The sequence below is a fragment of the Amycolatopsis sp. NBC_01286 genome (genome assembly GCF_035982555.1).
Taxonomy (GTDB): Bacteria; Actinomycetota; Actinomycetes; order Mycobacteriales; family Pseudonocardiaceae; genus Amycolatopsis.
The window spans coordinates 5,586,673-5,599,460 of record NZ_CP108428.1 but is presented as its reverse complement, the minus strand read 5'-3'; the positions used below and the strand labels follow the sequence as shown (position 1 = coordinate 5,599,460).

The window sequence follows — 12,788 nt, the reverse complement described above, 5'->3', positions numbered from 1 at the left end:
GGTCGGGCCGTGCCGATCACCCTGGAGAGCCAGTCCGACGTCGCCGTGCTCCGGATCGACCACGGCAAGGGCAACACCCTCGACACCGATTCGTGCCGGGAACTCGTGCTGCGGCTGGAGGAAGCCGGCGCAGCCCGCGCGGTGGTGCTGACGGGCACCGGCGGCATCTTCTCCGCCGGCGCCGACCTCCGGCGGATCAGCGACGGCGGCGCCGCGTACGTGTCCGAGTTCCTGCCGCTGCTGTCGGACGCGCTGCTGGCGGTGTTCGGCTTCCCGCGTCCGGTCGTCGCGGCGCTCAACGGCCACGCGATCGCCGGCGGCGCGGTCCTCGCCGCGGCGTGCGACCACCGCGTGCTCACCACCGGGCCCGGCCGGATCGGCGTCACCGAACTGCTCGTCGGGCTGCCGTTCCCGCTCGCCGCGCTGGAGATCCTCCGCTGCGCGTACGGCACGACACCGCTGCCGTCGCTGACCTACTCGGGCGCGACCGTCGGCGGCGAGGACGCGCTCACCCGCGGCCTGGCCGACGAACTCGCGCCGCCGGAGGAGGTCCTCGAGCGGGCCGTCGCCATCGCGGCCCGGCTCGGCGACCTGCCCGCCGAGCCGTTCGCGCACACCAAGGCCCAGATCCGGCAGCCCTACCACGAGCGGATCGCGGAGTACCGCCACGCCGACGACCCGCGGATCGAGCGGATGTGGCGGGCGCCCGAGGCGCTCGGCGCCGTCAAGTCCTATGTGGACAAGGTGCTGGGCGGCCAGGCGCGGCCGGAGTGAGTCTGCTCGATGGGCTTCGTGATCCAGGTGGTTCCTGACGGTGCGGGCGGGTCGCCCTCGTACCGGGGTTGTACTCGGGCGGGCCGCCCGTGCCGTCAGGGGCCGCCTGGGCGCGAAGACCGCGAGCGTGACTTGCTCCGGCCGCGCCTAAACCGCGCGGACGCCGGACTCGGCGAGGGACTTGATGCCTTCGACCGTCCGCTGCATGTTGTCGTGCAGCTCGCCCAGGCGCATCGCGACGATCTCTTCTTCGTGCTCCGGCATCGAGCCGATGATGGTCGTCAGGTTGGACGGGCCCGGGCCGATCTGCGCCCACTGGCGCAGGATGGTGCCCTCGCCGTCCGGGACCAGCTGGAACTTCCACGACGCGGCCGGGTCGGCCACGTCCATCACGGCCCACGCGAACAACCGGCCGGGCTCGAAGCCGGTGATGGTCGAGACCGTCTCCCACTCCCCCGCGACGGGGTGGGAGTTGCGGCCGCGGAACTGGGCGCCGAGGCCGGGCGCGCTGCCTTCGAGCCAGCCGCCGCCCTGGAACTCGGTGGAGAAGCGGGCCGGCAGGTCGACGTCCAGCAGCCAGTGCCAGACCTCGGCCGGCGACGCCTCGATGCGGACCTCGACCTGGGTGGTCGGGCAGTCGGAAACCTTCATGGCGGACCCCTCGCTCGATGCCGGTGCCTTCTGGATCCGGACGGTAACGTGGCGCCGATCACCCGGACAACTTGCACAATGCGCGCGACTGCGCAGCAGCGAGGACGCCACCCGGGAGCCGCGGTACCCGCCGAAAGTCGGTTTCCGGCGAAGGGTGCGCCCGGTCAGCCGATTGCCCACCCCGGCCGGTTCTGTGAGGGTCCCACGCAGTGGTCCGAAGCCGGGGAAGGTGCTTCATGCGCAGACTGTTCACCGCCTGTTCGGCGGCCGTGCTGGCACTGGCCGCGCTGACGGGCCTCGCGCCGTCGGCCGGCGCGGCGACCGACATCGAAGCGGCCCTGCGGGGGATCCCCGGCCTGACGATCGTCAAGGAGGACCCGGCGCCGGCGGGGTTCCGGTTCTTCGAGCTGACCTTCACCCAGCCCGCCGACCACCGCCACCCGGGTGCGGGCACGTTCCAGCAGCGGTTCACCTTGCTGCACCGCGACTTCGCCGCCCCGACGGTCGCCTTCACCAGCGGCTACAACGTCAGCACCGCGCCGAACCGGTCGGAGCCGACGCAGATCGTCAACGGCAACCAGCTTTCGATGGAGTACCGCTACTTCACGCCGTCACGGCCGCAGCCGGAGAACTGGGCGCAGCAGCTGACGATCTGGCAGGCCGCCGCGGACGAGCACAGCGCCGTGCAGGCGTTCAAGGCGATCTACCCGGGCAAGTGGCTGGCCACCGGCGGCAGCAAGGGCGGCATGACCGCGACGTACTTCCGGCGCTTCTTCCCCGACGACGTCGACGGGACGGTCCCGTACGTCGCGCCCAACGACGTCATCGACCCGATCGACGTCTACAACAAGTTCCTCTCGCGCGTCGGCAACGACCCCGGCTGCCGCGACGCGCTCAAGGCCATCCAGCGCGACGCGCTGAAACGGCGTGACGAGCTCGGCGCGATCGCCGCGGTGGACGCGGCGAAGCGCGGGCTGACGTTCTCGATCGTCGGCTCGGCCGACAAGTCCCTCGAGATCTCGGTGATCGACTCGTACTTCGCGTTCTGGCAGTACCAGACGCAGGCGGACTGCGCGACGGTGCCGAAGCCCGGCGCGCCCGCGGCCGACGTCTACGCCTGGTACGAGCGGGTGGAGAGCCTCAACACCTACTCCGACCAGGACCTCTCGCCCTACATCCCGTACTACTACCAGGCCGCGGTCCAGCTGGGCGCGCCCGAGGCGTACGACAGCTACCTGCGCGACCTGCTGCGTTACCCGGGCGCCGACCAGCCGAAGACGTTCGTGCCGAGCTCGGTCCGCCTGCCCCGGTTCGACTACCTGGCCATGCCGGACGTCGACTTCTGGGTGAAGTCGCGCGGCACGCGACTGTTGTTCGTCTACGGCTCGAACGACCCGTGGGGCGCCGAGCCGTTCGAGCTCGGCTTCGGCAGCCGGGACTCGTACCGCTACTACGTCCCGGGCGGCAACCACGGCTCGAGGATCGCCCAGCTGCCCGCCGCCGACGCCGCCGCGGCGACCGCGACGGTCCGACGCTGGGCCGGGCTGCCCCCGGCCGCGTCGGCCTTGAGCGCCCGGAGCGCGCCGGCCGGCTTCCCGGAGTTCGACGCCGATCTCACCCTGTCGGGGCACCCACGGCTCTGACCTCCCGAAACCGGGGCGACAGGCGTAGTCTCCCGTCACCTGCCGACCCGGCCTGAGGAGGCGAGCATGCCTCGTCCGATCCACTTCGAGATCCACGCGGCCGACCCCGAGCGCGCGGTGGCGTTCTACACCGCGGTGTTCGGCTGGAAGTTCGAACGCTGGGGCGAGGTCCCGTACTGGATGATCTCCACCGGCGACGGCGAGGGCATCGACGGCGGCCTGGTGCCGCGGCAGGGCCCGCCGCCCGCGGATTCGGGGCCGGTACACGGTTTCGTCAACACGATCGACGTCGCCGACGTCGACCACACCCTCGGCGAAGTGGCGCGGGCGGGCGGGACGCTGGCGCTCGCGAAGCAGCCCGTCCCGGGTGTCGGGTGGCTGGCGTACTGCAAGGACACCGAGGGCAACATCTTCGGGATGCTGCAGGCGGACGAGAACGCGCCGGTGCCGGACTGAGTTCAGGGCCGCTTGGCGCGGGGCAGTTTCTTCACGATGGCCTCGTAGGAGGCGTCGAGGAGTTCTTCCAGCTCGGCGTCGGACACCCCGGCGCCGAGCCGGACGCGGTTCCAGCCGTACCGGCCGAGGTAGTCCATCACGGTCACGGCGTCGGGATGGCGCTCACGCAGTTCGGCCGCTTCTTCCCGGGTGGCCCCGCACTTGACGGCGACACTGCCGGGCTCCTCCTGGCCGATGAAGGCGAACCCCTTGCCGCCGACCTTCGCGACGAGCACGTGGTCACCGAACGGATAGGTCTCCTCGGCACCCGGCAACCCCAGGCAGTACGCGACCACGGCTTCGATGTTCACGACCCGAGCTTCACCAGCTCGAGATCGGTCTGCGGGAAGTCATCGCCGATGCAGAGCAACGGTTCCCGGGCGATCTTGGCGGTGGCATAGCTGTAGCAGTCGCCCATGTTCAGCTTGGCCGGGTGGTGTCCCTTCCCGTACTGCTTGAACGCTTCGATCGCCACCTCCGCGTGTTCATCGGTGAAAGGTGCGGTCGCGATGTGGTTGTCCTGGAGGAACCTGGCGAGCACCAGCTGGCCCCGCGCGCCGAGCCTCGTGGTGAGCACGATGCCGACCTCGACGAGAGTGGGCGCGCCGATCCTGGCCGAGTCCGCCTCCGCGAGGCGCTCCTCGAGTCGTTCGTGGTCCGGTTCCTGGCGCAGGATCGCCACAATGGCCGAGCTGTCGATGATCACACGCCACCCGGCCCGAACCCGAGAATCTCTTCCCACTCGTCCTTCGGGATCGGCTTCCCGAGCTCCTCAGGCGGGATCAACGGCCAGATCTCCTCTTCCAGTACTCGCCGCATCCGCTTCAGCCGCAGTTCGGTGTTGTCCCGCGCCATGAGCTGGTCACGGCGCAGGCGCAGGGCTTCGCGGACGGCACCGGTCTTGGTGTCACCCGTCAGTGCGGCGACCTCGGCGGCCAAGCGCTCGGCCTCCGGGTCCTTGATGTTCATCGCCATGGTGGAAGCGTACCAACCGGGGTGTAATACTCGATCGGGCGAGCACTGTTCGGCCCCGGCGACAACCGCCACCCGCTGGTGTCGTGTCCGGCTACTTGATGCCGGCCGCGTCCATTCCGCGCAGCTCCTTCTTCAGGTCCTGGACCTCGTCGCGCAGGCGGGCCGCCAGCTCGAACTGCAGGTCACGGGCCGCCTGCATCATCTGGTCGGTCATCTGCTGGATCAGGTCCGCGAGCTGGGCCCGCGGCATCGCCGAGACGTCCTTGTCCACCAGCATCCCGGAGCTGCGCACCCGGTCGCCCTGTTCCGGCTTCTTGCCGCGCGAGGAGTTGCGGCCCGAGCCGCCGACCGAGACCTGCTCGGTGTCCTCCGCCTCGCTGTAGACCCGGTCGAGGATGTCGGCGATCTTCTTCCGCAGCGGCTGCGGGTCGACCCCGCGCTCCACGTTGTAGGCGACCTGCTTCTCGCGGCGGCGGTCGGTCTCGTCGATCGCGTGCCGCATGGAGTCGGTGATCTTGTCGGCGTACATGTGCACTTCGCCCGACACGTTGCGCGCCGCGCGGCCGATCGTCTGGATCAGCGACGTCCCGCTGCGCAGGAAGCCTTCCTTGTCCGCGTCGAGGATCGCCACCAGCGACACCTCCGGCAGGTCGAGGCCCTCGCGCAGCAGGTTGATGCCGACCAGCACGTCGAAGTCGCCCGCCCGCAGCTGCCGCAGCAGCTCCACCCGGCGCAGCGTGTCCACCTCGGAGTGCAGGTACCGCACCCGGATGCCCAGCTCCAGCAGGTAGTCCGTGAGGTCCTCGGACATCTTCTTCGTCAGCGTGGTGACCAGGACGCGCTCGTCCTTCTCCGCGCGCTCCCGGATCTCGTGCACCAGGTCGTCGATCTGGCCCTCGGTGGGCTTCACGACCACCTTCGGGTCGACCAGGCCGGTCGGCCGGATCACCTGCTCGACGAACTCGCCGCCCGCTTGGCCCATCTCGAACGGCCCCGGCGTCGCCGACAGGTACACCGTCTGCCCGATCCGGTCGGAGAACTCCTCCCAGGTCAGCGGCCGGTTGTCGACGGCGCTCGGCAGCCGGAAGCCGTATTCGACCAGGTTGCGCTTGCGGGACATGTCGCCCTCGTACATCCCGCCGATCTGCGGGACGGTCTGGTGCGACTCGTCGATGACCAGCAGGAAGTCTTCCGGGAAGTAGTCGATCAGCGTCGCCGGCGCGGTGCCCGCGCCGCGGCCGTCGATGTGCCGCGAGTAGTTCTCGATGCCGGAGCAGAACCCGACCTGCCGCATCATCTCGATGTCGTAGGACGTGCGCATCCGCAGCCGCTGCGCTTCCAGCAGCTTGCCCTGCTTCTCCAGCTCCGCCAGGCGATCCTCGAGCTCCTGCTCGATGCTCTTGATCGCCTTCTCCATGCGTTCCGGGCCGGCGACGTAGTGCGTCGCCGGGAAGATCCGGACCTCGTCGACCTCCTTGACGATGTCGCCGGTCAGCGGGTGCAGGTAGTACAGCTTCTCGATCTCGTCGCCGAAGAACTCGACGCGGATCGCCAGCTCCTCGTACGCCGGGATGATCTCGACCGTGTCGCCGCGCGCGCGGAACGTGCCGCGCGCGAACGCGATGTCGTTGCGCGTGTACTGCACGTCGACCAGCGCGCGCAGGAAGACGTCCCGGTCGAGCCGCTCGCCGATCTTCAGCTTCGAGGACCGGTCGAGGTAGGACTGCGGCGTGCCCAGGCCGTAGATGCAGGACACACTCGCGACCACGATGACGTCACGCCGGGACAGCAGGTTCATCGTCGCCGAGTGCCGCAGCCGCTCGACGTCGTCGTTGATCGACGAGTCCTTCTCGATGTAGGTGTCCGTCTGCGCGATGTACGCCTCGGGCTGGTAGTAGTCGTAGTAGCTGACGAAGTACTCGACCGCGTTGTGCGGGAACAGCTCGCGCAGCTCGTTCGCCAGCTGCGCGGCGAGGGTCTTGTTCGGCGCCATCACCAGTGCCGGCCGTTGCACGCGCTCGATCAGCCAAGCTGTCGTCGCCGACTTGCCGGTACCGGTGGCGCCCAGGAGCACGACGTCCTTCTCGCCGGCGTTGACGCGCCGTTCGAGCTCGTCGATGGCCGCCGGCTGGTCACCGGCGGGCTGGTAGTCGCTGACGACCTCGAACCGGCCGCCTTCCCGGGGGATCTCCGAGACGGGCCGGAAGTCGGACTGCGCCAGCACGGGGTGTTCGGTTGCGAAAGCCACGTCGACCAGAGTAAGCCTCGGCACCGACAATTTCCGTCGGCCCTGGTCAGCGGGGTCGGAACACCGTCGCGAAGGCCACTTCGCCGCCGGCCACCACGCAGTGCACGACAGCGCCCGGCGCGGGCCCGGGGCCGAAGCACGAGACCAGCACCCCGTCGGGGCCGGTCGCCTGGACCTCGGTGCGCGGGAACTCCGCGAGTACCTCGGCGACCTCGGCGCCCGGCGCTTCCAGGTACCCCAGGACGACCTCGCGGGCCGACGCCGGCGGCGGGATCGGCAGGCCGTGGCCTTCGAAGAGCCGGTTCAGCTGGTCGGCCGCGGAAACCGCGCGGGGGAAGCCGGCGAACGCGGCCGTCTGGACCACGATCTCGCCCACCTCGGCCGGCGACAGGCCGGACGCCAGGCCGGTGCGGAGGTGCACGCTCAGCGGCGGCCCGACCATCCCCGCCGCGACGATCGCGGCGAGGGTGGCGGCTTCGCGCGTGCGGGCGTCGAGGGCCGGGCGCTCGTGGAGGTGACCGTAGACCGTGCCGACGGCCAGCTCACCAAGCGCCGGGACGGTGGCGAAGAGGGCGTCGAGCCGGGCTTCGCCGCCTTCGACCAGCCCCGCGAAGGTGGCGCGGCCGCGGTCGTGCAGCTGGTCCATCGGCTCGGTCATCACGGTTCCCCTCAGCAGTTGCAGTCACAACAGGAACAGCAGTCGCAGCAGTCACAATCGCAGTCGCAGCCGCCGGTCGCCGACGGTTTCCCGCTCCACGGACCGGGATAGGGATCGCGGCAGCAGAACTGGCAGGTACAGCACATGTAGGAGGCTACGGCGCAGCCGAAGAAGAAGTTGCGCTTCTTCGGGGGCACGACGAACTTCGGGACCCAGAGGCCGCCGCCCTTGCCGCCGAGGGGCTCGGGTTCCGGGCCGTCGGGCCCGTCCGGCCCGCCGGGACCGCCAGGGCCACCCGGGCCGCCGGGGCCTCCTGGACCACCGGGTCCGCCTGGGCCATTGGGTCCGCCGGGACCTCCAGGACCGCCTGGGCCGTTGGGTCCGCCCGGACCCCAGGGACCGCCGGGCACGGCAGGACCACCTGGGCCGCCTGGGTTTCCGGACCAGCCCGGGCCACCCGGGTTTCCCGGCCGGCCGGGACCGCTCGGACCACCGCCCCACTGCGGACCTCCAGGCGGCGGCTGCTGCCCCGGCGGCTGGTGCGGATGCTGCTGAGGACGAGGCCCCGGCCCGATCCAGCCCGGCGGCGGTTGCTGCCCGGTGGCACCGCCCGACCAAAGGTCGTGGCCGTCGGCGAGCAGCAGGCCCCGCCCGCCGGGACCGGACGAATCGCCACCGTCCGCGGGCTGCCGGAAGCCGTGGTCGTGGTCGTGGTCGTGGGCCGAGCCGTGGCCGAAGGCGCGGCGGACCGCTTGCCTCAGCTCGTGCACCAGCAGTGCGTGCACCAGCGCCGGTTGGGCGAACTCCGCCTCCCGCAGCGCCAGCTCCACACCCAGCACCGCGTCGTCGCACAGCCGGCGGGCCTCCACGAGGTCCGTTCCCGTGGCCGGCAACGGGTTCCACGCGCCTGCCGCCGCGTCCGCCGCCTGGTCCTCGACCGCGTCCAGCAGGTGTGCCGCGCGGCCGAACAGGCGGCCCGCCTCGGCCAGGGGCGCCACGTTGCCCGGCCGTCCGGCCAGCTCCGCCGTGCGGGCGAACGCCGCCGACGTGGCCAGTTCCGCGGGCTCGGTCGCCAGCAGCGCCGAGTCGCCCGGGCGCATCGCCCGCTCCAGCTCGCCCTGGCGGTCGACGGCCTCGGTCAGCACCGTCGTGTCGAACCCGACGCGGCCGCCCGTGCGGCTGCCCTGCTTCGCCCAGCGGGACGCGACGCGGCGGGCGGCCGCGGCCACCGGGCGCCTGCCGAACGCGCCGTCGCGGTCCTCGACGTGGTCGCCGACCTTCGCCGCGGCCAGCACCAGCGACACCGCCGCGGCCAGCTGGGCGCCTTCGCCGCGGGCCACCGACGCCGAGCGCATGCCGCGCAGCGGGCACGGACCCGCGTCGCGCCGGCCGTCCGCGCGCGGCGTCTGGGCCTCGACGAGGACCGAGATGATCAGCCCGTCGTAGTTGGTGACGACGCGCGCGAGCTGGCCGTGCTCGTCGCGCAGCGTGAGGCAGAGCCCGCACAGGTGCGCGACCCAGTCCGCGTGCAACGACCCGGACAGCCGGTGCCGGCACGGCCTGATGATCCCGAACATCCCCAGTCCCCTCGGTTCCCCCGGTCGTCGGCGCACCTTAGCCCGAACGTGTGGCTCGCACCGCCGCCGTTCGCGATTCGTGACCGGGTTCCGCTCGGTTGCGGGCAGGATGGGGCCATGACGGGACTGCACCCGCCCAAGGTCGAAATCTTCGACCCGGCCGCGCGCACGAACATCGACCCGAAGGGCATCAGCCGGGAGGTCGAGGAGTTCCGCGAGGAACCGTTCGGCCTGTACCTGGCCCGCCCGGCGCCGGGCCGTGCCCAGTTCCATTACCTCGAGTCGTGGCTGCTGCCGGAGCTCGGCCTGCGCGTCACCGACTTCTGGTTCTCCCCCGGCCACGAACGCGACCAGGACTTCTACCTGGACGTCGTCCGCGTGAACCGCGACGGCCCCCGCTGGGTCGCCACCGACCTCTACGTCGACATCGTGCTGAAGGACAAGCTCTCCCTGCGCACCATCGACACCGACGAGCTGCTGGAAGCCCGCACCGCGGGCCTCGTCACGGCCGACGAGGCCGAGGCCGCGCTGGAGACCACCTACGCGGCGATCGAGGGCCTGGCCTCGCACGGCTACGACCTCGCCGCCTGGCTCGCCACGAAGGACGTCACGCTGACCTGGCGGCGGCACCCCTAAGGGCCACCGGGTCCACCATCCGGTGGATGCCGGGTCCTCCGGTGGAGGACCCGATCCCGGCCGTCCCGACGATTCGCCGGCCCCCGCCGCCGGTCATCCAGGTCGAGCACCTCCACAAGCGGTACGGCGAGAAGGTCGCGGTGGACTGTCGACGGCCGTTGCCCGGCAGAACGAGCAGCGCCGCCGCACCCTGGACGAGCTGGCCGCCGCGCACGCGGAGAACGAAGGACTGCAACGGCAGCTGCTCAGCCAGGCCCGGGAAGCCGGGATGCTCGACGAACGACAGCGGCTCGCCCAGGAGATCCACGACACCCTGGCGCAGGGTTTCACCGGCATCATCACGCAGCTGGAAGCCGCCGCGCTCGCCAAGGAGCAGCCGGCGGAGTGGCAGCGGCACCTGGACTCGGCGACCGCGCTCGCCCGCGAGAACCTCACCGCCGCGCGGCGCTCGGTGCGCGCGCTGCACCCCGAACCCCTCGACGGCGCAACGCTTCCCGACGCGCTGGCCGACGTCACGGCGCGGTGGAGCGAGCGGACCGGCGTGCCCGCGACGTGCACCACCACCGGCGACCCGCGGCGGCTGCACCCGGAGATCGAGGCGACGATCCTGCGGATCACCCAGGAAGCCCTGTCCAATGTGGACAAGCACGCGGCGGCGGGCCGGGTCGGTCTCACCCTGTCGTACATGGACGGCGAAGTGACCTTGGACGTCCGGGACGACGGCGCCGGCTTCGAGCCCGCGACCGGGGACGGCGGGTTCGGGCTGCCGGGCATGCGCCGCCGGGTGCGGCGGCTCGCCGGTACGCTCCACGTCGAGTCCGAGCCCGGCGCCGGGACCGCGATCTCCGTCGCCCTGCCCGCCGTCCCGCTGCTCCCGGAGGCTCCCGCATGACGATCACCGTGCTGATCGCCGACGACCACCCGATCGTCCGGGACGGCCTGCGCGGCATCCTGTCCGCGGAACCCGCCCACGGCGAAGAGGGTTTCGAGGTGCTCGGCGAGGCGGCCGACGGCGCCGAAGCCGTCACCCTGGCCGAGCGGCTGCGGCCCGCCGTCGTGCTGATGGACCTGCGGATGCCGGGCACCGACGGCGTCACGGCGATCAGCGAGCTCGCGCGGCTCGGGAACCCGGCGCGGATCCTGGTGCTCACGACGTACGACACCGACTCGGACGTCCTGCCGGCGATCGAGGCGGGCGCGACCGGCTACCTGCTCAAGGACGCGCCGCGCGAGGAGCTGTTCCGCGCGGTCCGGGCGGCGGCCCGCGGACAGGCCGTGCTCTCCCCCGCCGTCGCCGGCCGGCTGATGGGGCGGATGCGCCGGCCCGCGCGGGAACCGTTGTCGCAGCGCGAGCTCGAGGTGCTGACGCTGGTCGCGCGCGGCTCGTCGAACAAGGAGACGGCGAAGAAGCTGTTCATCAGCGAGGCGACGGTCAAGACGCACCTGATCCACGTCTACGCGAAGCTCGGGGTGAAGGACCGCGCGGCCGCCGTCGCCGTCGCGTTCGAACGCGGGCTGCTCGGGTCCTAGGGCGTCCAGCCGGTCGTCTCGGCCCACTTCTCCGCCCGGACGAACGCGCCGTTGACCCAGTCCTGCTTCTCGTCGGCGTAGGCCGCGACGTTGCCGTCGGCGGCGTGCGCGTCGGCCAGCCGCAGCTTCACGTCGCGGTAGTCGTCACGCTCGTCCGGGTGCGCGCGCACGAAGTCGCGGAACAACAGCGCGAGGCGCCACGCGGGTGTCTCGACGGACCGGACGTGCAGGTTCACCGGCCGTTTCGGGTCGGCGCCGACGTGCAGCCGCTTCGGCCAGGTGCCGTCGCCGTCCTGGGCGTCGTCGACCCACTCCCCGGCCAGGCGCGGGAAACCGGCGTCGGCGAGCAGCTCGGCGAGCTTGTCGGCGTCGTCCAAAGTGGACACCGTCAGCTGCAGGTCGAGGACGTCCTTGGCCGGCAGGTCCGGCACGGCGGTGGAGCCGATGTGGTCGGCGCGCCGGGCCAGCTCGCCGCTCGCGGCGCGGACGCGGGCGAGCACCCGCTCGGCCTGCTGCGGCCAGGTGAGGTCGTACCCGGCGATCTTCGGCGACACCGGGGGCCGCGGCCGGCGCAGCCGGACGTTCGCCTCGAACGGCACCAGCCGGTCCGCCCAGAGCGCGTCGACGTCGGCGAGCACCGCGTCCTCGGCACCGCCGTTGTCCAGCCAGACGTCGGCGACGGCGCGGCGCTGCTCGTCGCTCGCCTGCGCCCGGATCCGCGCGCGGGCGTCGGGCTCGGCCATCCCGCGGGCCGACACCAGCCGCCGGACCCGCACCTCGACGGGCGCGTCGACCACGACGACCAGGTGGTACGCCGTCGCGAGCCCGCCCTCGACCAGCAGCGGGATGTCGTGCACGACGATCGCGTCCGGCGCGGCGGCGGCCATCAGCTCACCGGTGCGGGCCCCGACCAGCGGGTGCACGATCGCGTTGAGCCGGCGGCGCGACTCGTCGTCGGCGAACGCCTTGGCGGCGAGCACCGGCCGGTCGAGCGAACCGTCGGCGGCCAGGATCTCCGGGCCGAACTCCTCGACGAGCCGGGCGAGCCCCTCGGTGCCGGGCTCGACCACCTCGCGGGCGATCTTGTCGGAGTCCACCAGCACGGCGCCGTGTTCGGCGAGCCGGTTCGCCACGGTCGACTTGCCGGCCCCGATCCCACCCGTCAACCCCACACGCAACATGCCGATCACCCTAGCCAAGCTCCCCCGGCGGCCGCCCGCGGACTTCGGCGGCGGTCTGCGCCATTCGCGTGACACGCCACGGTCGCCCGTAACGCGGGTAATCGTTTTCCGACGCCCCCGGCAGCGGGTCTTCCGGCTCGCGTCATCGAGGGAGGGCTCATGAGGATGACGGACATCGGCAGGCCGGCGGCGGCCGTGCTGTGCGCGGGCGGGCTCGCGTTGACCGTGCCGGACGTCGCGGCCGCCACGCCGCCGGCCGGCGTCGCGGTGACGCAGTGCGTGTCCGGCGTCCGCCGGGTGCAGGTGACCTGCCGGCACACGCCGCAGCGCGCGCTCTGCGCGGTGGACAGCACGTGGATCCCGTTCGGCACCCTGTGCGTGAAGGGCGATGTCCGGCCCGCTTAACACGAAACACACGGA

General features: G+C 72.0%; 15 protein-coding genes. 7 read left to right on the top strand and 8 right to left on the bottom strand.

What is annotated here, in order from left to right:
- Nucleotides 1-9: 9 nt before the first annotated feature.
- Complete coding sequence (locus OG570_RS26985; RefSeq protein ID WP_326952017.1) at nt 10-774, top strand: enoyl-CoA hydratase/isomerase family protein; 765 nt, start codon at nt 10-12, stop codon at nt 772-774.
- A 147-nt stretch (nt 775-921) separates the two neighbouring features.
- Here OG570_RS26985 and OG570_RS26980 read toward each other — a convergent pair whose 3' ends face one another.
- Nucleotides 922-1,425: an SRPBCC family protein gene (locus OG570_RS26980; protein ID WP_247054153.1), complete on the bottom strand. Its 504-nt coding sequence runs from the start codon at nt 1,423-1,425 to the stop codon at nt 922-924.
- Nucleotides 1,426-1,661: 236 nt separating this feature from the next.
- Here OG570_RS26980 and OG570_RS26975 point away from each other — a divergent pair, with 236 nt between their 5' ends.
- Both OG570_RS26975 and OG570_RS26970 read left to right on the top strand, forming a co-directional pair.
- Complete coding sequence (locus OG570_RS26975) at nt 1,662-3,068, top strand: S28 family serine protease (RefSeq protein WP_326952016.1); 1,407 nt, start codon at nt 1,662-1,664, stop codon at nt 3,066-3,068.
- Between the two features lie 66 nt (nt 3,069-3,134).
- Nucleotides 3,135-3,524, top strand: coding sequence for a VOC family protein (locus OG570_RS26970; RefSeq protein ID WP_326952015.1), 390 nt, complete (start codon nt 3,135-3,137; stop codon nt 3,522-3,524).
- Nucleotides 3,525-3,526: 2 nt separating this feature from the next.
- Here the strand turns inward: OG570_RS26970 and OG570_RS26965 are convergent, their stop codons facing one another.
- The 6 genes from OG570_RS26965 to OG570_RS26940 all read right to left on the bottom strand — a co-directional run bounded on the left by OG570_RS26965 (nt 3,527) and on the right by OG570_RS26940 (nt 9,021).
- The gene (locus OG570_RS26965; RefSeq protein ID WP_326952014.1) at nt 3,527-3,874 is read right to left on the bottom strand and encodes an MmcQ/YjbR family DNA-binding protein; all 348 of its coding nucleotides are present in this window, start codon (nt 3,872-3,874) and stop codon (nt 3,527-3,529) included.
- Complete coding sequence (locus tag OG570_RS26960) at nt 3,871-4,245, bottom strand: type II toxin-antitoxin system VapC family toxin (protein WP_326952013.1); 375 nt, start codon at nt 4,243-4,245, stop codon at nt 3,871-3,873. Before OG570_RS26960 ends, OG570_RS26965 begins: the two co-directional genes overlap by 4 nt.
- Nucleotides 4,246-4,265: 20 nt before the next feature.
- Nucleotides 4,266-4,538: a type II toxin-antitoxin system VapB family antitoxin gene (locus tag OG570_RS26955; RefSeq protein ID WP_326951232.1), complete on the bottom strand. Its 273-nt coding sequence runs from the start codon at nt 4,536-4,538 to the stop codon at nt 4,266-4,268.
- Nucleotides 4,539-4,629: 91 nt separating this feature from the next.
- The gene (gene uvrB / locus OG570_RS26950; protein ID WP_326951233.1) at nt 4,630-6,786 is read right to left on the bottom strand and encodes an excinuclease ABC subunit UvrB; all 2,157 of its coding nucleotides are present in this window, start codon (nt 6,784-6,786) and stop codon (nt 4,630-4,632) included.
- Between the two features lie 46 nt (nt 6,787-6,832).
- Nucleotides 6,833-7,444 carry a carboxymuconolactone decarboxylase family protein gene (locus OG570_RS26945; protein ID WP_326952012.1) on the bottom strand — a complete coding sequence of 204 codons (612 nt, stop codon included), beginning with the start codon at nt 7,442-7,444 and terminating at the stop codon, nt 6,833-6,835.
- Between the two features lie 11 nt (nt 7,445-7,455).
- A complete protein-coding gene (locus tag OG570_RS26940) occupies nt 7,456-9,021 on the bottom strand; it encodes a DUF5685 family protein (protein WP_326952011.1) in 1,566 nt (521 codons plus the stop codon).
- Nucleotides 9,022-9,138: 117 nt separating this feature from the next.
- On the opposite strand from OG570_RS26940, the gene OG570_RS26935 reads away from it, so the two are divergent.
- The 3 genes from OG570_RS26935 to OG570_RS26925 all read left to right on the top strand — a co-directional run bounded on the left by OG570_RS26935 (nt 9,139) and on the right by OG570_RS26925 (nt 11,187).
- On the top strand, nt 9,139-9,657 hold the full coding sequence (locus tag OG570_RS26935) for a DUF402 domain-containing protein (protein ID WP_247054169.1): 519 nt from the start codon (nt 9,139-9,141) through the stop codon (nt 9,655-9,657).
- Between the two features lie 268 nt (nt 9,658-9,925).
- Entirely contained in the window at nt 9,926-10,549 is a 624-nt protein-coding gene (locus tag OG570_RS26930) for a sensor histidine kinase (RefSeq protein ID WP_442788186.1), read from the top strand.
- Entirely contained in the window at nt 10,546-11,187 is a 642-nt protein-coding gene (locus OG570_RS26925) for a response regulator (protein ID WP_247054180.1), read from the top strand. The genes OG570_RS26930 and OG570_RS26925 overlap by 4 nt, the downstream gene beginning before the upstream one ends.
- Here OG570_RS26925 and coaE read toward each other — a convergent pair.
- Complete coding sequence (gene coaE, locus OG570_RS26920) at nt 11,184-12,368, bottom strand: dephospho-CoA kinase (protein ID WP_326952010.1); 1,185 nt, start codon at nt 12,366-12,368, stop codon at nt 11,184-11,186. The genes OG570_RS26925 and coaE overlap by 4 nt on opposite strands.
- Nucleotides 12,369-12,527: 159 nt before the next feature.
- Between coaE and OG570_RS26915 the strand changes: the two genes are divergently transcribed.
- On the top strand, nt 12,528-12,773 hold the full coding sequence (locus OG570_RS26915) for a hypothetical protein (protein ID WP_326952009.1): 246 nt from the start codon (nt 12,528-12,530) through the stop codon (nt 12,771-12,773).
- Nucleotides 12,774-12,788: the final 15 nt, after the last annotated feature.